Source organism: Pseudomonas sp. JAI111 (assembly GCF_024809425.1).
Taxonomy (GTDB): Bacteria; Pseudomonadota; Gammaproteobacteria; order Pseudomonadales; family Pseudomonadaceae; genus Aquipseudomonas.
On the sequence record NZ_JANUCB010000001.1, the window covers coordinates 306,695 to 326,057 of the forward strand.

The 19,363-nt window shown below is 57.2% G+C and carries 17 protein-coding genes; all 17 read left to right on the forward strand.

Features of this window, described 5'->3' with window-relative positions; genetic code table 11:
* Positions 1–3 precede the first annotated feature (3 nt).
* The 17 genes from HNR03_RS01450 (at position 4) to HNR03_RS01530 (ending at position 19,331) form a co-directional block, all read left to right on the forward strand.
* Positions 4–1,056 carry an HlyD family secretion protein gene (locus HNR03_RS01450; protein ID WP_259150268.1) on the forward strand — a complete coding sequence of 351 codons (1,053 nt, stop codon included), beginning with the start codon at positions 4–6 and terminating at the stop codon, positions 1,054–1,056.
* A gap of 12 nt (positions 1,057–1,068) precedes the next feature.
* Entirely contained in the window at positions 1,069–2,604 is a 1,536-nt protein-coding gene (locus tag HNR03_RS01455; protein WP_259150269.1) for a DHA2 family efflux MFS transporter permease subunit, read from the forward strand.
* Positions 2,605–2,775: 171 nt separating this feature from the next.
* Positions 2,776–3,222 carry a MarR family winged helix-turn-helix transcriptional regulator gene (locus HNR03_RS01460; RefSeq protein ID WP_259150271.1) on the forward strand — a complete coding sequence of 149 codons (447 nt, stop codon included), beginning with the start codon at positions 2,776–2,778 and terminating at the stop codon, positions 3,220–3,222.
* A gap of 165 nt (positions 3,223–3,387) precedes the next feature.
* Positions 3,388–4,569, forward strand: coding sequence for an isovaleryl-CoA dehydrogenase (locus tag HNR03_RS01465; protein ID WP_259150272.1), 1,182 nt, complete (start codon positions 3,388–3,390; stop codon positions 4,567–4,569).
* A 103-nt stretch (positions 4,570–4,672) separates the two neighbouring features.
* On the forward strand, positions 4,673–6,280 hold the full coding sequence (locus tag HNR03_RS01470; RefSeq protein WP_259150273.1) for a carboxyl transferase domain-containing protein: 1,608 nt from the start codon (positions 4,673–4,675) through the stop codon (positions 6,278–6,280).
* 49 nt (positions 6,281–6,329) lie between these two features.
* Positions 6,330–7,130: a gamma-carboxygeranoyl-CoA hydratase gene (locus HNR03_RS01475; protein WP_259150274.1), complete on the forward strand. Its 801-nt coding sequence runs from the start codon at positions 6,330–6,332 to the stop codon at positions 7,128–7,130.
* Positions 7,127–9,049 carry an acetyl/propionyl/methylcrotonyl-CoA carboxylase subunit alpha gene (locus HNR03_RS01480; RefSeq protein ID WP_259150275.1) on the forward strand — a complete coding sequence of 641 codons (1,923 nt, stop codon included), beginning with the start codon at positions 7,127–7,129 and terminating at the stop codon, positions 9,047–9,049. The genes HNR03_RS01475 and HNR03_RS01480 overlap by 4 nt, the downstream gene beginning before the upstream one ends.
* Positions 9,046–9,939, forward strand: a complete 894-nt coding sequence (locus HNR03_RS01485) for a hydroxymethylglutaryl-CoA lyase (protein ID WP_259150277.1) — start codon at positions 9,046–9,048, stop codon at positions 9,937–9,939. Before HNR03_RS01480 ends, HNR03_RS01485 begins: the two co-directional genes overlap by 4 nt.
* 70 nt (positions 9,940–10,009) lie before the next feature.
* Positions 10,010–11,191 (forward strand): acetyl-CoA C-acetyltransferase, encoded by a 1,182-nt coding sequence (locus HNR03_RS01490; protein WP_259150278.1) that lies wholly within the window; start codon positions 10,010–10,012, stop codon positions 11,189–11,191.
* Positions 11,192–11,882: 691 nt separating this feature from the next.
* Entirely contained in the window at positions 11,883–13,064 is a 1,182-nt protein-coding gene (gene metC / locus HNR03_RS01495) for a cystathionine beta-lyase (RefSeq protein WP_259150279.1), read from the forward strand.
* Between the two features lie 51 nt (positions 13,065–13,115).
* Complete coding sequence (locus tag HNR03_RS01500) at positions 13,116–14,612, forward strand: leucyl aminopeptidase (protein ID WP_259150280.1); 1,497 nt, start codon at positions 13,116–13,118, stop codon at positions 14,610–14,612.
* A gap of 306 nt (positions 14,613–14,918) precedes the next feature.
* A complete protein-coding gene (locus HNR03_RS01505) occupies positions 14,919–15,137 on the forward strand; it encodes a YitT family protein (protein WP_259150281.1) in 219 nt (72 codons plus the stop codon).
* 353 nt (positions 15,138–15,490) lie between these two features.
* Positions 15,491–16,348, forward strand: coding sequence for an energy transducer TonB (locus HNR03_RS01510; protein WP_259150282.1), 858 nt, complete (start codon positions 15,491–15,493; stop codon positions 16,346–16,348).
* Positions 16,349–16,516: 168 nt separating this feature from the next.
* On the forward strand, positions 16,517–17,131 hold the full coding sequence (locus HNR03_RS01515; RefSeq protein WP_259150283.1) for a MotA/TolQ/ExbB proton channel family protein: 615 nt from the start codon (positions 16,517–16,519) through the stop codon (positions 17,129–17,131).
* Positions 17,128–17,547 (forward strand): biopolymer transporter ExbD, encoded by a 420-nt coding sequence (locus tag HNR03_RS01520; protein ID WP_259150284.1) that lies wholly within the window; start codon positions 17,128–17,130, stop codon positions 17,545–17,547. The genes HNR03_RS01515 and HNR03_RS01520 overlap by 4 nt, the downstream gene beginning before the upstream one ends.
* A 160-nt stretch (positions 17,548–17,707) precedes the next feature.
* Positions 17,708–18,676: a hypothetical protein gene (locus HNR03_RS01525; RefSeq protein ID WP_259150285.1), complete on the forward strand. Its 969-nt coding sequence runs from the start codon at positions 17,708–17,710 to the stop codon at positions 18,674–18,676.
* A gap of 136 nt (positions 18,677–18,812) precedes the next feature.
* Positions 18,813–19,331, forward strand: coding sequence for a sigma-70 family RNA polymerase sigma factor (locus HNR03_RS01530; RefSeq protein ID WP_259150286.1), 519 nt, complete (start codon positions 18,813–18,815; stop codon positions 19,329–19,331).
* Positions 19,332–19,363 lie beyond the last annotated feature (32 nt).

Consider the following 19,363-nt stretch of genomic DNA (forward strand, 5'->3'; position numbering starts at 1 on the left):
TTCATGAATAGCGAATTGCCCCTGGAAAAAAAGCCCCAACGCCGTCGCCGATTGCTATTGATGATCGTGCTTCCTGGCTGCGCTATCGCAGCCTCGGTCGCGCTGTACCTCCACGGTGGACGCTATGTAGAGACGGATAACGCCTACGTCAAAGCCGATAAAGTACCCATCAGTACGGACATTTCGGGAACGGTGCTGGAGGTAGTGGCCAAAGAAAACCAGGATGTCGCGGCCGACGAATTGCTGTTCCGCATCGACCCGGCAAACTTCCGAATCGCCGCCGCTAAGGCCGAGGCCGAACTGGCCAAGACACGCACAGACCTCGCCTCCCTAAAAGCCAGTTTTCAAGAAAAGAAAGCTGAACTGGCACTGGCGCGAACCCGCACCGAATACTCGGCGCGCGACTGGCATCGCCAGGAGAATCTAGCAGCCAAAGGCTATCTGTCCCCCGCTCGCCTCGACGAGGCCAGGCAACTCAAACAAATTGCCGAACAGGAGCAAGTGGCCAAGGAGCACGACCTTACTCGCATCGTCGAATCGCTCGGCGGCGACATAAACAGCCCTATAGAGAAGCACCCCAGCTACCGGGCGGCTCTCGCGGGACTGGAACGGGCACGTCTGGACCTGGCCCGAATCGAAGTACGCGCCTCGCTGGCCGGCCATGTGAGCAACTTGCCTAAACCTGGCCAGTACATCATGGCAGGCAGTACCACGATGACCCTGGTCGCCAATCGGGATCTCTGGATCGAAGCCAATTTTCCGGAAAAGGACCTGACCTACGTACGCCCCGGGCAACAGGTAGAGGTGCGATTCGATATGTACCCCAGTCGCAGCTGGATGGGCATTGTCGACAGTCTGAGCCCGGCAACCGGCGCCGAGTTCTCTGTGCTACCTGCGCAGAACGCAACCGGTAACTGGGTCAAGGTCGGCCAACGGATTCCCGTACGAATTCGGCTCGCCGCACAAGCCGACGTACCCGATTTGCGCGCAGGTTTGAGCGCGGTTGTCGAAATCGACACCACGCACCGCCGCAGCCTGACCAGCCTGCTCTTTTAAAGCTAATCGAACATGACATCTACACCACAACGCTCCCCGGAAGCTCGCCGTACAGTGATTACGTTGTCGGTCATGCTGGCGACCATCATGCAGGCGCTGGATACCACTATTGCCAACGTTGCCCTGCCTCACATCCAGGGAACCATGGGCACTACCCAGGAACAGATCAACTGGGTGCTGACCTCATACGTAATTGCCGCCGCCATCGCCACACCATTGACGGGGTTTCTCTCATCGCGATTCGGGCGCAAGCGCATCCTTATCTGGTCAACCGTGGGCTTCACCATTACCTCTATGATGTGTGGCGCGGCGCAGACCCTGGAACAGATCGTAGCCTTCAGGATTCTGCAGGGGTTTTTCGGCGCCAGCCTGGTACCTCTGTCGCAGTCATTGCTGCTGGACACCTACCCCAAGGAAAAACATGGGTCGGCGATGGCGATGTGGGGAGTGGGCGTCATGGTCGGTCCGATTCTGGGTCCGACACTGGGCGGCTGGCTAACCGAGTATTACTCATGGCACTGGGTGTTTTACATCAACCTGCCCTTCGGTGTACTCGCCTGGCTGGGGTTGGCCACATCCGTCCAGGAAAGCTCGATAGATACAACGAGGAAATTCGACTACCTCGGTTTCACTCTACTGGCAGTTGCTATTGGAGCCTTACAGCTCATGCTGGACCGGGGCGAATCGCTGGACTGGTTCGCCAGTGGTGAAATCCTGGTAGAAGGTTTTTTGGCGGGGCTGTGTCTTTACCTGTTCATTGTGCACACCTGCACGCATCCTCAGCCGTTTATCAACCCCGACATGTTCAAAGACCGCAACCTGTGTATGGGGCTGATCTTCATCTTCCTGGTGGGCATCGTATTGCTTGCCACCATGGCCTTGCTACCACCCTTTATGCAGAACCTCTTGGGCTACCCAGTGCTGGACGTGGGCTATGTATTGGCCCCCCGCGGCTTTGGCACCATGGTCGCGATGCTGCTGGTTGGAAGACTGATTTCCAAAGTGGATCCTCGCCCGCTGATTGCCCTCGGACTGTTGCTGACCAGCCTGTCTCTCTGGGAAATGACACAGTTCAATCTCGATTCGTCGAGCGCAGACATCATTCGTACCGGTATCACCCAGGGCTTTGGCCTTGGTCTGATTTTCACGCCGCTGACAACGATCAGTTTTTCGACGCTGGCGCCGGCCTTTCGGAACGAAGGAACTGCGCTGTACAGCCTCTTGCGCAATGTCGGTTCCGGCATTGGCATCTCAATCGTGATTACTTACCTGAGCCAGCGGACACAAATTAATCACGCCGTGTTCACCGGCTACCTGACGCCGTTCAGCCAGCCACTACAACTGGCCGTGCAGGCGGGAGTGTACGACCTTGATACCACAGCAGGCCTGATGAAACTGGACAAGGAAGTTGCTCGCCAGGCCGTGACCCTGGCCTACCTGCAGGACTTCCGTCTGATGATGTTCATCACCCTGGCAGCGCTGCCAATGACGCTCTTGCTGCGTGTGCCCTCGCGAAATCCGCCCGCTGCAAATGTCATAGCCGAGTAGCAGTCGAGCTGGCCGCTGCCTCGCCAGTGACTATCGCGAACACGGCAAAGAAGCCTTACGCTACTTATATAACTAAGTTATCGTACATAAACAACAGCAATGGCAGCCGCTGGACATCGCGTTGCCCCATGCCCACTACAACGACAAAAACTCGCACCAAGGGATAGCAGCATGATGTTGGATAAGAGCAACGTGGAATACATGGTCACCGAAGCAGCCAGGCTGATTCGCTGCGCCTTCGTACAACAGATCGAAAACCGCAACCTGACGCTTCGCCAAGCCCAGGTACTGGCCTACATCGCCAGGCATCCAGGATGCCGACAAGCCGACCTTGCCGAGGCGCTGGCCAAAAGAAACATGACACTGACCGGAGTGCTGGATCGCCTTGAACGCCAAGGACTGTTAGAGCGACGCCAGGACCCCAGTGACCGCCGCGCACACCTGTTGTTCTTGAAAGACAAGGCATCTGCCGAGCTGGACACCATCAGCAGCAGCGCGACCAACGTACGCGAAGCCGCACTGCAGAACATCTCCGAAGCAGATATCAGCGTGCTGACCAACGCATTGCGCAACATCGCAGAAAACCTGAATGGCAACACTGCCAAAGAACACCGGTAACGGAAACGGCCGCGCCCTTCTCATCTGAAAAAAACCGTCGAAATCCCGGTAAAAACCAACCAATCCAGGCCTCAAACATAGATATATAGGTTTACCTAGTTGACACTCTTCAGCATGACGTTTACGTTAACGTAATACAGTAGCGAGACACTGGAGAAACACACTATGTACAACCTGCCCGGCCTGAATTTTTTCCTTGGCGAAGAGATCGATATGCTGCGCGAATCCGTCGCGGGCTTTGCCGCAAAAGAAATCACGCCTCGAGCCGAGCAAGCAGACCGTACGGATCAATTCCCTATGGACCTGTGGCGCAAATTCGGTGATATGGGCCTGCTTGGCCTGACCGTTTCCGAGGAGTACGGCGGAGCGGGGATGGGCTATCTGGCGCATATGGTCGCCATGGAGGAAATCTCCCGCGCTGCCGGCGGCATCGGCCTGTCCTACGGCGCCCACTCCAACCTCTGTGTCAATCAGATCAACCGCAACGGCAGCGACGCGCAGAAGCGTAAGTTCCTGCCCAAGCTCATCTCCGGAGAGCACATTGGTGCGCTGGCCATGAGTGAACCGAACGCTGGTTCGGACGTGGTCTCGATGAAGCTGCGCGCCGAAAAAAAAGGCGATCGCTACGTTCTGAATGGCACCAAAATGTGGATCACCAACGGCCCTGATTGCGATGTTCTGGTGGTTTACGCCAAGACCGATCCGGCCGCAGGTGCAAAGGGCATGACCGCCTTCATCATGGAAAAAGACACCCCTGGTTTCTCGGTAGCGCAAAAGCTCGACAAGCTCGGCATGCGCGGCTCCCATACCGGAGAGCTGGTGTTTCAGGATGTACAGATTCCTGACGAAAACGTTCTGGGCCAGGTGGGGCAAGGTGTGAACGTCTTGATGAGCGGCTTGGACTACGAGCGAGCAGTGCTCTCAGGTGGTCCGCTGGGCCTCATGCAAGCCGCGATGGATGTCGTGGTCCCTTATATTCATGACCGCCAGCAGTTCGGCCAGAGCATCGGTGAGTTCCAACTGATCCAAGGCAAGATCGCCGACATGTACACCACGCTGCAGGCCTGCCGCGCCTACCTGTATTCGGTCGGCAAGCATCTGGATGCGCTGGGTAAAGGCCACGTCCGCCAAGTCCGGAAAGACTGTGCAGGAGTGATTCTGTATGCCGCCGAAAAAGCCACCTGGGTGGCGGGCGAGGCCATCCAGATTCTGGGCGGCAACGGCTACATCAATGAGTTCCCCGTTGGCCGCCTGTGGCGCGACGCCAAGCTCTATGAAATTGGTGCCGGCACCAGCGAAATCCGCCGCATGCTGATCGGCCGCGAGCTGTTCAACGAAACGAAATAGGCTCCTGCACTTTCCACTGGAAAACGGGCTGGGTGGCGGCAATCGCCCTCAGCCCTCTCACTCTCCTTCGCTCCCCTACGGGATCATCCAACGGAGCCAGCAGATGTCGATCCTTGGCACTCAGATCAATACCCGCACACCTGAATTCGCAACCAACCATGAAGCGATGTTTGCCCAGGTCAGCGACTTGCGCACACTGCTTGCCCGTGTCCACGAGGGAGGCGGTCCCAAAGCACAGGAGCGCCATCTATCGCGGGGCAAACTGCTGCCGCGCGAGCGCATCAATCACCTACTTGACCCTGGCTCGCCCTTTCTCGAAATCTCTCAGCTCGCCGCTCACGAGGTGTACGGCGAAGACGTTCCGGCAGCCGGCGTAATTGCCGGTATCGGCCGCATAGAAAACGTCGAGTGCATGATCATTGCCAACGACGCGACCGTAAAAGGCGGAAGTTACTATCCCCTGACCGTCAAAAAGCACCTGCGTGCACAGACCATCGCCCAACAGAACCGGCTGCCTTGCGTCTACCTGGTGGACTCCGGTGGAGCCAACCTGCCACGGCAGGATGAGGTGTTTCCCGACCGCGAACACTTCGGAAGAATCTTCTTCAACCAAGCCAACATGAGCGCAATGGGAATCCCGCAGATCGCCGTGGTCATGGGCTCCTGCACTGCCGGTGGCGCCTACGTACCGGCCATGTCGGACGAAACCATCATGGTGCGCAATCAGGCCACTATTTTTCTGGCCGGCCCGCCTCTGGTCAAAGCGGCGACTGGCGAAGTGGTGAGTGCGGAAGACCTGGGTGGCGCCGATGTGCACTGCAAGACCTCAGGGGTAGCCGATCACTACGCGGAGAACGACGAGCACGCACTGGCCCTCGCCCGCCGCTGCATCGTCAATCTGAACTGGAAAAAGCTCGGTGCCTTGCAGGTCCGGAAACCGATCGCTCCGCGTTATCCAGCCAACGAGTTGTATGGCGTGATTCCCGCCGATGCCAAACAGCCTTTCGATGTGCGTGAGGTTATCGCACGGATCGTTGACGACTCCGCCCTGGATGAGTTCAAAGCGCTGTTTGGCACCACGCTGGTCTGTGGCTTCGCACGACTCAATGGCTACCCCATCGCAGTGCTGGCGAACAACGGCATTCTCTTTGCTGAAGCAGCACAGAAAGGTGCTCATTTTATCGAGCTGGCCTGCCAGCGCGGCATTCCCTTGCTGTTCCTGCAGAACATCACCGGCTTTATGGTCGGCCAGAAATATGAGGCCGGCGGTATCGCCAAACATGGTGCCAAGCTCGTTACTGCCGTGGCCTGCGCCAAAGTGCCGAAATTCACGGTGATCATCGGCGGGAGCTTTGGCGCTGGTAATTACGGGATGTGTGGTCGCGCATACGACCCACGCTTTCTGTGGATGTGGCCCAACGCCAAGATCGGGGTGATGGGGGCACAGCAAGCGGCGGGGGTGTTGGTTCAGGTGAAGCAGGAGCAAGCACAACGCGCCGGCCAGGTGTTCACCGAAGAGGAAGAGCAGAACCTCAAGCAACCCATCGTGGCGCAGTACGAACGCCAGGCGCACGCCTACTACTCGAGTGCACGTCTCTGGGACGACGGCGTCATCGACCCGGCGCAGACCCGCGACATCCTCGCACTGGCTCTTTCAGCCGCCCTTAATGCTCCAATCGAACCCACCACCTTCGGTGTTTTCCGCATGTGATATCGGCGCACCTGCACCGCAAAAATGGCCACCCATTGAGACCGAAGAGATGACCGACTTCACCACCATTGAACTGGATATAGAACCAACCGGCGTTGCCACGCTCTGGCTGAATCGTCCCGATAAAAACAATGCGTTCAATGCCGAAATGATCAGCGAGCTGAACGCAGCCCTGCGCATTCTATTTGATAGCGAGATCGCAAGATTTCTGCTGCTACGAGGGCGAGGCAAACACTTTTCCGCCGGAGCAGACCTGACCTGGATGCAGAACTGCGCCTTGCTCAGTTATGCAGAAAACCTCAAGGATGCCCACGAACTGGGTGAACTGATGGAGCGCCTTCATCAACTCCCCATGCCAACCCTGGCGGTCGTTCAAGGCGCTGCGTTCGCCGGAGCAATGGGATTGGTCAGTTGCTGTGACATGGCCATCGGTGCAACGGACGCCTTGTTCAGTCTTTCAGAAGTACGCATCGGGCTGGCCCCGGCGGTCATCAGTCCCTATGTCGTACAAGCGATCGGCGAACGTGCCGCGCGCCGCTACGCCCTGACCGCCGAGCGTTTCGATGGCGAACGCGCGCAGCAATTGGGCCTTCTTGCCGAGACTTACCCGGCCGCAGAGCTCGATTCCGCCGTTGAACAGTGGGTTGCAAACTTGCTGAAAAACAGCCCGCTGGCCATGCGAGCGACCAAGTCCTTGTTGTTGGATGTCGGCAGCGGAGCCCAGAGCGCAGAGCTGCGCCAACGCACTGAGACTACCATCGCCAGCATTCGCATCAGCGAAGAGGGTCAGGAGGGGCTGAATGCCTTCTTGGAAAAACGCACACCGGCCTGGCAGGGAGAATCGGCATGAAAACCCTCAACACCCTACTGATCGCCAACCGTGGTGAAATCGCCTGCCGTGTGATGCGTACCGCCAAAGATCTGGGGCTCGCCACCGTTGCCGTTTACAGCGATATCGATCGCACCGCTCGGCACGTTCGAGAAGCGGATATTGCCATCAGTCTCGGTGGAACCAAGCCCAGCGAAAGCTATTTGCTCGCGGAAAAAATCATTTCGGCCGCCAAGGCCAGCGGCGCGGACGCCGTGCATCCCGGCTATGGTTTTCTCTCGGAAAACGCCTCGTTTGCCCATCAATTGGAAGCAGCGGGCCTGATTTTCCTCGGCCCACCTGCCAGCGCTATCGAAGCCATGGGCAGCAAGTCCGCAGCCAAGGCATTGATGGAAAAAGCCGGTGTTCCGTTAGTGCCCGGCTATCACGGCGAAGCGCAAGACCTGGAAACCTTTCGCGCTGCCGCAGAGCACATCGGCTACCCCGTTTTACTGAAAGCCACCGCCGGTGGTGGTGGCAAAGGCATGAAAGTTGTCGAGCGGGAGAACGATCTGCACGAGGCGCTCAGTTCTGCTCAACGCGAAGCGCAAGCCGCATTCGGCGACTCGCGGATGCTGGTGGAAAAATACGTACTAAAACCCCGTCATGTGGAAATTCAGGTGTTCGCCGACCAGCACGGCAGTTGCCTTTACCTGAACGAGCGTGATTGCTCCATTCAACGGCGTCATCAAAAAGTCGTTGAGGAAGCACCTGCGCCTGGTCTATCACGCGAGCTGCGGCGCGCCATGGGAGAGTCCGCCGTTCAGGCCGCGAAAGCCATCGGCTACGTGGGGGCAGGCACTGTCGAATTCCTGCTCGATGCCCGCGGGGAATTCTTCTTTATGGAGATGAATACCCGTCTGCAAGTGGAACACCCAGTAACCGAGGCCATTACCGGTCTCGACCTGGTCGCCTGGCAGATCCGGGTAGCACGTGGCGAGCCTCTGCCGATCACCCAGGAGGAAGTGCCGCTTCAGGGGCATGCCATCGAAGTACGCCTGTATGCAGAGGATCCTGAAGGCGGCTTTTTACCCGCCAGTGGCCATCTCGATTTGTACCGGGAACCAGCCAGCGGCCCGGGGCGCAGGGTAGACAGCGGCGTCGCCGAAGGAGATGAAGTCTCGCCGTTCTATGACCCAATGGTGGCCAAGCTGATCGCCTGGGGCGAAAACCGTGAGGAGGCGCGCCAACGACTGCTGGCCATGCTCAAGGAAACGGCGGTCGGTGGTTTCAAAACCAACCTGGCTTTTCTCGCCCGCATCATTGGGCACCCGGCCTTCGCAGCGGCGGAGCTGGATACTGGTTTCATTTCTCGTCACGAGGCGGATCTGCTACCCGAGCAAGAGCCGCTACCGGACGACTTTTGGCGTGCGGCAGCAGCCGCATTTGTCATCAGCGATGGCGAGCACATGCGTCATGATGACCCCTACTCCCCCTGGAGTGGTCGCACAGGTTGGCGTGCAGGTCTGCCCAATGAAATCGTGCTGACACTGCGCAGTGGTGAGACCACCTACCCACTGAAGCTAGCGACAACCGATGATGCATCTGCCCGTCTTCAGCGCCAGACGTTTTACCGCAAAGGGGATGTTCTCTATCTGAAGTGGAACGGTGTATTGCATACGGTTCGCCAGGTGGACCCTATTGCTCATGCAGGTGCGGCTCAGTCGGGACATGGCGGCGGCCTCACGGCCCCCATGAATGGCAGCATCGTACGCATTCTGGTAGAGGCAGGTCAGCAGGTCGAGGCTGGCGCACCGCTGGTGGTACTGGAGGCCATGAAGATGGAGCATAGTATTCGCGCGCCCCACAATGGCGTGGTCCAAGCCATTTACTGCAGTGAAGGCGAGCTAATCAGCGAGGGCGTTGCCCTGGTCGAACTGGAAAAGGAGACCCCGCCATGAGCCTGCCATCGAGCGTTCGCTTGGTGGAGGTCGGGCCGCGTGACGGCTTGCAAAACGAGAAGCAGCCGATTGGGGTAAACGACAAGATTCACCTGATCAACCAACTCTCCGCCTCGGGACTCGGCTATATCGAGGTGGGGAGCTTTGTTTCCCCCCAGTGGGTACCGCAAATGGCTGGCAGTGCCGAGGTCTTTGCAGGTATTGAACAGCGCGACGGCGTCATCTATGCAGCGCTGACTCCCAACCTCAAAGGACTCGAAGGCGCGATAGCCGCGGGCGTCAAAGAGATAGCCGTTTTCGCCGCCGCTTCCGAATCGTTTTCCCAGCGCAATATCAACTGTTCGATAGCGCAAAGCATCCAGCGTTTCGTTCCGGTCCTGGAGCTGGCCAAGGCCCAGGGAATTAACGTTCGAGGCTATGTCTCCTGCGTACTCGGTTGCCCATACGAAGGCGCAATTGCGCCGGAACAGGTCGCGGCGGTAGCCCGAGAGCTCTACACCCTGGGCTGCTATGAGGTCTCGCTGGGTGACACCATCGGCGTAGGCACCCCGGGCCAAACCCGTCGACTGATCGAGACCGTGGCTGTAGACATTCCCCGCGACAAACTGGCCGGTCATTTCCATGACACCTATGGCCAGGCATTGGCCAATATCTACGCCAGCTTGCTGGAAGGCATCAGTGTTTTTGACAGTTCGATAGCCGGGCTCGGGGGATGCCCATATGCCAAGGGCGCTACCGGAAATGTCGCAACCGAGGACGTGCTTTACCTGATGAACGGGCTCGGTATCGAAACAGGAGTCAAGCTCGACGCGCTAATCGAGGCCGGTGCAGGTATCTGTTCGGTCCTAGGCCGAGAGACTGGCTCCCGGGTAGCCCGCGCGCAGCAGTAAAACACCAGACTGATCTCCCTCACCCTCTTCTTACACCGAGCGCCACGCGCAAGACACCATCGGAGCCCTTATGAATGACGTTGTTATAGTAGCCGCCACCCGTACCGCCATAGGCACCTTTCAAGGCAGCCTGTCGGAGGTCAGCGCAGTTGAATTGGGCAGCACTGTAATCAGAGCATTGCTGACCAAAACGGGCGTGGATCCAGCCAGTGTGGACGAGGTTATTCTGGGCCAAGTCCTGACTGCAGGCTGCGGCCAGAACCCTGCCCGTCAAGCGGCAATTCGCGCTGGCCTGCCCAATAGCGTTCCCGCCATGACGATAAACAAACTCTGCGGATCCGGCCTCAAGACCGTTAGCCTGGCGGTGCAGGCCATCCGCTGTGGGGATGCAGAAATTATCATTGCCGGCGGCATGGAAAACATGAGCCTGGCGCCTTACACCCTTGCCAAGGCAAGGACCGGTTTGCGCATGGGGCACGCCTCCCTGGCTGACTCGATGTTGCAAGACGGTCTGATCGATGCCTTTAACGATTACCACATGGGCATTACTGCCGAGAATCTGGTCGAGTGCTATCAACTGACTCGTGAACAACAGGACGCCTATGCTGCGCGCTCGCAGGCCCGTGCAGCCGCGGCCATAAATGCTGGACACTTCAAGGCGGAAATAACGCCAGTAACCATCCCGCAGCGCAAAGGTGAACCTCTGGCAATCGATACCGACGAGCAACCTCGCCCTGACGCAACAGCAGACTCTCTGGCGAAATTGAGGCCAGCGTTTAAAAAAGACGGCAGCGTCACTGCTGGCAATGCATCGACCCTGAACGATGGTGCGGCCGCTGTAATGCTGATGAGCGCAGCGAAGGCCAGTGAATTGGGGCTCCCGGCACTCGCCACCATTAAAGGCTATGCCAGTGCAGCCGTAGACCCCGCCATCATGGGCATAGGCCCCGTTCCAGCGACCAAGAAGTGCCTGGCCAATGCTGGCTGGGATCTGGAGGAGGTCGACCTGATAGAGGCCAACGAAGCATTCGCCGCACAAGCACTTTCCGTAGGCCACGAATTGGGCTGGAACCACGACAAGGTGAACGTCAACGGCGGAGCGATTGCTCTTGGTCACCCAATTGGCGCTTCGGGTTGCCGCGTACTGGTCACGCTGCTGCACGAGATGATTCGACGCAATGCCAAAAAGGGATTGGTGACTTTGTGCATCGGTGGGGGAATGGGAGTGGCTATGGCACTTTTGAGAGAGTGATATCCCTGACCACGCCACCGCACTTCACGAGCTTACACACTGGACCGGGCATCATGCTCGGTTACAGCGCTCACGCTCATCGAAGTGAGCCTGTGAGCGCCTTGGTGAAAAAAAAGAAAACTGATATTGGTCGCTGGGGAGCTACGTAACCGTTCGTCCCAATCCCTGGTTCAGGCCCACAATCGACGATTAGGCTGGGGCAGCGTATCCGCAAACCCCTTTCATATGGCTGTAAGACACTGCCAACTTCAACTCTCCGACTTAGGAAAAAAGACAATGCGAGTATTCTCGTTTATTAAAGCAAGAGCCGGCTTAAAGCAAGCCTGCGTCGCAGACTGTAGGGAGCATGAGCCATTGTCATTACTCGCCGACACGGCGGGCATGTAATGCCGCTACTCCCACCATTTCAACGCAATGAGCGAGACTATTTACCTCTTGGGTACCGATATGAACAGTTCGAGACATCGGAAACCTATTTCTCAGCACCAATCCAGGCCTGCCTTTTCTTAGGTTCTGTTAGCAGTCATTTGAGAAAACTGCCGTCGCGCGCCCCTAAAGGATGATATTTCGCCAACTGTAGAAAAATCGAATCACCATTCTACAAAGGAGGTTCGATCTGTATTTTTTAGCAATTTTTTTCTCTGTGCCTAGCGATACCATTTCAGCATAACGTTCTTGCTGGTATTGCCAAATGTATGACGCCGCGACTCAATTTATCCACGCAGGCCGAACACCCGATCAGTTCGGAGGTTTAGTCAACACACCCATTTTCAGGGGATCAACTATCCTCGCTACAAGCTTCGATAGCTGGGAGGCGAGCAAGGTCAACGGAAACCCATACTCCAACTATGGACGATTCGGTACACCCACCACTCGATCGTTTGAGGACGCCATCGCCGAACTCGAGGGGGGGCATGGCTGCTGTGTGTTCCCGTCGGGCCTGTCCGCTTGTGTCCATTCGCTGCTCGCGTTTGTCAGCACCGGCGATCACGTGCTGATGACTGACAACATCTATGGGCCGACTAGGACTTTCGCCACTAACGTACTGAATCGCATGGGGGTAGAAGTCGAGTTCTTTGCCCCCGCAATGGGCAGCAAGATTGCCGAATTAATGCGACCCAATACACGAGTCGTGTTCACAGAGTCGCCTGGCTCTTTGACTTTCGAAGTCGCCGACCTACCCGCCCTCTGTGAAGCCGCTCACTCCGTCGGCGCTTTCGTACTGCTGGATAACACATGGGCTTCACCCCTTTATTTCAAGCCCTTCGAGCATGGCGTGGACGTGTCGATCCAGGCAGCAACTAAGTACATTGTTGGTCATTCAGATGCTTTACTCGGCACTGCCACTGCGAATGAAAGAGCATGGGAATTACTTAAAGCTGGTGCACATGACTTCGGGCAGATCGCCAGCCCCGACGACCTATTTCTAGCTCTGCGCGGGCTTCGCACGATGCCCGTTCGGCTGCAGCGACATTGGACTAATGGCGTCGCCTTGGCGACCAGCCTTTCGGAACATCCAGCGGTATCAGAAGTCATGCACCCCGCCCTGCCCAACACGCCCGGACATGACCTGTGGAAACGAGACTTCCTGGGCGCTAGCGGACTGTTCGGAATTCGCCTGAAGAGCAGCGATAGCGACGTTCTAAGACGATTGTTCGATCATCTTAAGCTTTTCGGCATTGGCCTATCGTGGGGAGGGTTCGAGAGCTTAGTCGTTCCCGTAGGAACGCCTGTTCGAACCTGCGTTAAGAGTCCCGCTCAAGGCTACGTAATTCGAGTGCACGCCGGCCTGGAGCATGTAGATGATCTGATCGCGGACTTCACGCAGGCACTGGATATAGCTATCCGCTCCCCGCAGATCGCGGTTGCTTAGCCCGTATTCAAACCCAACTTATTTTATTAACACTGCAGATTCCGAGACCTTATGAAAACGTCCTTGCTTGACAATATTTCCGACGAGTTCCTCCGCACCACGCAATTCGATTGCATCGTAGTGGGCGTGGAAGGCTCGACGCTAAATGGTGTGGCGAACCAGGTTAACAACCTGTGTTCAGGTCTGCTTCAAGACGTTCTGGAGAGCAAGGACTTAGGCGATAAAGCCGGCGATACCGTATTGCTCCGCACTGGCAAAACCTTGGGCAGCCGGCAGATTATGCTGGTGCAATTGGGTGTCCTCGAGGAGATAGACGCGGCACGCCAACTCAAAATTATCGGTGCTGCTGCCAAAGCACTGAAGCCTACCCGTTGTGGTCGCGTACTCTGGGGTCTCACGCAGCCGCTAGGACGAGAGAGCGCCATCAGTCAGTCCATCCACGCCGTGACCGAAGCCGCTTACCGCTTCGACTCCTTCAAAAGCGAGCCAAACCCTGCGTTTGTAGCACTTGATGAAGTTGCGTTGCTCGTAGCCCCCGCGCAAGTCGTTCCCTGTGCCCGGGCCCTGCGTCAGGCCGACGCACTCAGCCAGGGCGTGAGCCTGTGCCGTGACCTAGGCAACCTGCCGCCGAACCGCTGTACCCCGACCTACCTGGCCGAGGTCGCTGAGCAATTGGCGCAACCAGTTGCAGCTAAGACCTCCGTGGAGGTATTGGAGCGAGAAGATATCCAAGCGCTCGGCATGAATAGCTTCCTTTCCGTAGCTCGCGGCTCTGTACAGCCGCCTAAGCTTATCGTGCTGCAGCGCAAGGCCGGCCCGCAAGATCAAGCCCCATTGGTGCTTGTCGGTAAAGGCATCACGTTCGACTCCGGCGGTATCTCGATCAAGCCAGGTCAAGCAATGGACGAGATGAAGTACGACATGTGTGGCGCAGCGTCTGTTCTCGGCACTTTCAAGGCCATCATCGAAATGGACCTGCCGCTGAATGTCGTGGGCATCATCCCCGCCTGCGAAAACATGCCATCGGGCGAAGCATTGAAGCCGGGTGACATCATCACCAGCATGGCCGGCAAGTCGATTGAAGTGCTTAACACCGACGCCGAAGGCCGCTTGATTCTGTGCGATGCACTGACTTACGCAGAACGCTTCGAACCCGCAGCCGTAGTCGACATCGCGACCCTTACGGGCGCATGCGTCATTGCGTTAGGCAACGTGCATAGCGGCTTGTTTGTACGGGAAGACGCACTTGCAGCAGAGCTGATCGCCGCGGCTCAAGCATCCGGCGACACTGTTTGGCGGATGCCACTCGATAGCGCCTATAACGACTCCCTCAAATCGAATTTCGCTGATTTGGCGAACATTGGGGGCCGCGAGGGTGGCAGCATTACCGCCGCCTGCTTCTTGGAAAACTTTACCCGCAAATACCCCTGGGCGCATTTAGACATCGCCGGTACTGCATGGAAAAGTGGTGCGGAGAAAGGTGCGACTGGCCGCCCGGTCAAACTGCTGACCGAGTATCTCGTTGCTCGTTGCACAACAACACTTTGATCGGGTTGCATTGGCCCAGGCGGCTGGGCCAATGCAATGGTAGCCAGCCACGACGAGAACCTCCTCATGCGCTTAACCCTGATTTCGCTACCTTAGCAGGCGGTCCGGATCTTGGCCGAAAGAGCCTTTCCACATGACTGAGCAAGCCCTGCAACACCAACGCCACAGCCTGCTTGACGATGTGCAGTCCATTTTAGTAGGGCGCTATTGATAGCTTTAGGCATGAGCCTTTATGCCAACTGCCATTTAATCACCGGTTGTGGTGCCGGCCTGGGACTGCTCGGGGACTACCTTACAGGATAGTCCGTGGGCACGTGCTTCTGCTTGGTCAACCTGTCGCTCTACTCTTTGGGCTACAAACGCCTGGGGGCCCCCTCCATCCTGCGTACCTGCGCAGCCGTCTGTACCTTAGCAGTGCTCAGCAATGTCATCCCACATTTGATCAGCTACGACACTATCAATCCGCTGTTCGCGGCCGTGGCGGGCGGAACCTTGATCGGCGTTGGACTCGTCTTTTTCTGCTGATTGGTCGACTCCTCAGCGCGCCCCGCGCCCTGAGCATAACCAAGGTGGTGACCCAACTCGGCACGCGGATGATAAGACGAACTCCACTGATGCCTACGAGCAGCTATCAATCGGCTGCTACCCTTCGCAACGGAGCGTCATAAGCCTGCGTTTTAAGCAACATCTGAAAACGAACCGGAGCAAGGAGGATCTGCCCTCGATCATCTACTGGCAGGGCAGGTGCCAGTACCATTCAGTGGTAAAACGGAGTAATGACGCGAAATTTTTCCCCTTCCACTGTCACTTTCGATTTCTCGTTGCACATAGATAAGTGAAAGACCACGTGAGGTCAGCCACTAAACGAGAATCTACAAATGACCAGCCTGAAAGTCCGTTTAGGCAATCATTCAACCCGGTCTAGCTGGACCGCTGAATCGCGCTTCGAAGACTCGGTGAAGACGGGACGCCGAGCTTGGGTATTCGCCGCCGGTGCGGTGGTTCTGCTGCACGCCGCATTGTTGGCGGCGCTAATGGCCAGCCCACCGCCTAAAAAGATCAGCCTTATCAGTGCCCCTGCCGCGCCGGCAAGCGTTCGGGTGACCATTCTTCCCCCGCCTGAGCCGGAAACAGAGCCCGTACCCAAAGAGCCTGATGCTCCGCCGCCTCCCCCAGAGCCAGAAATCCTGACCAGCGATACCGCCGAGCGCACCGTTGCAACACCGCCACCGCCTGCTCCAGCGCCGATACCGAAGCCGCCAAAGGCCAACAAACTAAAGCCCAAGCCGAAGCCGAAGCCGCCCAAGGTCAAGCCGGTAAAGCCGCAAATACCGACGCCACCCCAGCCACCGACGCCAGAGGTCGCGAAGGAAGAGCCAACTGATGCACCACCTCAGGCGCAAAGTGCTCCCCCTGCTCCGGTTACAGAAAAAAATCTTCAACCACCCACCTCCGGGCCCAAAGACGTCGCCAGCGTGGGCTGCCGCGTGCCATCGCCGGAATATCCACGCAGGGCCAAGCGATTGAGGGTCGAAGGTGAAACCCTGATCAGCCTAGTCGTCAACGCTGACGGAAAGGTCACCGAGGCCAATGTTGTACGCACCTCCGGCGACGCAGACCTGGATGCCTCGGCGCGCACGGCTGTCCTCGGCGCATCCTGCACGCCTTATATCGAAAATGGCCGGGCCGTTGCCGTACGCGCCCTACAGCCCATCAGCTTCCACTTAACTCGATAGATATCAATAACTTAGAGGTAATCGTAAATGCAAGAATTTGGAATCTTGGGGGCTTGGGCTCAGGCCGACGGAGTCTCGCGGAGCATTGGGATGATCTTGATGATTATGTCAATAATGTCCTGGAGCGTATTGGTAGTTAAATCCTGCCAACTATTAAGGCTGGGACGAATGACTCAACGCGCCCGCACACTATTTTGGCGCGCAAGCAACTTCCAGGAAGGCGTGAAGGCATTGGGCTCTGAGCGCGACAACCCCTTCATTGAACTCTCTATCGCCGGCCACGCCGCTGACTCTCACCAATACGAGCGCAGCTCCGAGCTGCATACCCGATTCGATCTCAGCGACTGGTTGACCCGCTGCCTGAAGGACGTGTTGGACGACCGTACCGCCCGCATGCAGACGGGCCTGGCGATTCTAGCATCCATCGGCAGCACCTCACCGTTCGTAGGCCTGCTCGGTACTGTATGGGGTATTTATCACGCTCTGACAGTCATCGGAGCCAGCGGTGATGCTTCACTTGCTCAGGTGGCCGGGCCAGTTGGTGAGTCATTGGTCATGACCGCGTTTGGTCTGTTCGTAGCGATCCCTGCGGTACTTGGCTACAACGCGTTGGCTCGGCGTAACAAAGCCATCATCCACCAACTCAACCGTTTCGCCCATGATCTGCACGCATTCTTCCTGACCGGCGCTCGGGTGAATCTGGCGGCAACTCCGCCGTTCGCCACCAAGCCAGGCGCTGCTCCTGTGTCCCCTCAAGCAATGCGAGGCGCGGCCAAATCATGAGTATGTCCGGATCATCCTTCGACGGTGATGATGATCTCGTCACCGACATCAACATGACTCCACTCATCGATGTGATGCTGGTGCTGCTAATTATTTTCATCATCACGTTGCCCGTCATTACCCGCGCAGTGAAAGTTGATCTGCCTCGAGGTGATACACCCAATGCCGTTCAGCAGGACGTGGCAGTGGATATTTCGATAAGCGCCGACGGTACCATTTTGTGGAACAAGGAGCCGCTGGACGACCAGCAGCTCCAGCAGAAAGTCGCAGAAAGCGCGGTGCTCGTGCCGGTACCGACCCTGCGGGTTTATGCAGACAAGGAAGTACGCTACGACCGCGTTGCTCACTTACTCACCGCCGCGCAAGGAGGGGGACTGTCGAAGATCGACTTCGTGACCAAAGCAACCACTCCTTGATCAACTCCTGCAAAAACATGGGAGGCCATCATCTTAAAGGTAGCCTCTCAAACTCCCGCCCATAAGACCACTCGAAAACGTTATGGTAAGCTTTGCGCCCTAGCCCTTTAACCACTGTTAAACGCACGAGACGAAACGGTCAGCGCGAGACGGAGCCTGTATGGCTGATGCACCTTTCTGCAGCATGGATTCCCCGCTTCCCTGGATTTCGTTTTACAGCGATCCGCAACTCGCGGAGTTCTATTTCAACCGACTTCGATGGCATGCCAAGGCGGGCCATATCCTCGTATCGCGGCAACCGGTGTGGCGCGATGGGAGGGGCACCGTCAGCGCCGCGATGGTTCATAACACCGCCCCCGAAATTTTCGAACGAATGACCGGGCTGCCCTACAACTTGGGGCTCTTGCTGGAAATGCTCAACCTCACCAGGGAGTCAGACATCGATATGATCGCCAGCGCTTTGCGCCCTGGCCTGGACACTTCCGATGTGGCCGCTCATGCCATGCGTGACTGGTTCGCAGACCCTGATTGCAAGTGGTCTGCCATAATCGACGACTCTAGCGTAGATGACTTGCGCCTTGAATGGGCCACAGCCTGCAGTCTATGGCTGCAAGACAAGGCTTGGAATGGCTGGGCGCCACTGCTGGAGCGCATGCGTGCATTACTAAAACCTGGCAACGCCATGCGCGCAGTGCAGAACACCATCCTTGATAGCCTGATCAGCCTTTCTCCCCCCCCACCTCCGTCTGCTGTCGGCCCCTGGAAGACCATCACATTGGTGCGAGGGGTGCACTCCCAGTTCATCGTCGCTCAGTTCGCGTTCGGGTGGCGAGCTTCGGATTTCGCCAAAGAAACCGAACTTTTTCAATGGTTCACGGAGCGTGCGAGCAAGGAGCCAGGCGGCATATTTACCGAGGCTACACTGCGCCAGGCCCAGGAAGAGTGGGGGCGGCTACCCAAGGATGCCGAATACATCACCAAGGAAAAATATTTCTTTGAACACAGAGACAGTGCACTCGCACCCACCATTGAGCAATTGCGTAGAATTGTAAAGCGTCACCTCCGTGCTTCGCCTGCGGCCCTGCACTACAATCGCGCACAAACTTTTTCGCCTGATGTGCTGAAATAAAGCAGAAATTTCAAACCATCTCCTCCTAGACCAACGGAAGGCCTTCTGCATCGTGCCCGAGCACTGCCCAATGATTCTGGCCTACTTCTTGCTCTGGCCAAAGTAACTTTATTCCTCTGTGCAGGTATTGTTGATCATGTCTGAGCAAGCACTTCGCTCATCGGAAATGCTGGATGATGTATTCCGTAGTGATTACCAGTGGCTTACGCACAAACTGCGCTACCGTTTGGGTTGCGGCGATAATGCCGAGGACGTGGCCAGCGAGACCTTCACGCAGTTGGCGGCAATGCCACGGTTGGAAGAAGTTCGTCAGCCTCGCGCGATGCTAATTACGATTGCCAGCCGTGTCGCGTACGAAGTTCGGCGCAGGAAAAAACAAGAGCGCGCCCATCTTTACTACCTGTCGCAGCGCCCCGAAGACACCCAGGCGTCTCCAGAACGCAAGCAAATGCTCATACAAGAGCTGGACTGTATTGAAGACGCGCTCGAAGGGCTGTCTCCACGAGCGAGACAGGCTTTCTATCTCAGTCAATTAGAGGGGTTGACCTACGCCGAGATCGGCGAGCGTCTAGGTGTCTCCGCCAGCATGGTGCGCCAGTACATGGCCAAGGCCCTGGATCATTGCCGCCGAGTTGCGCACCCAGACGCAAACTAATTTCACTGCGTACTGTCACTTTCTGGATTTCG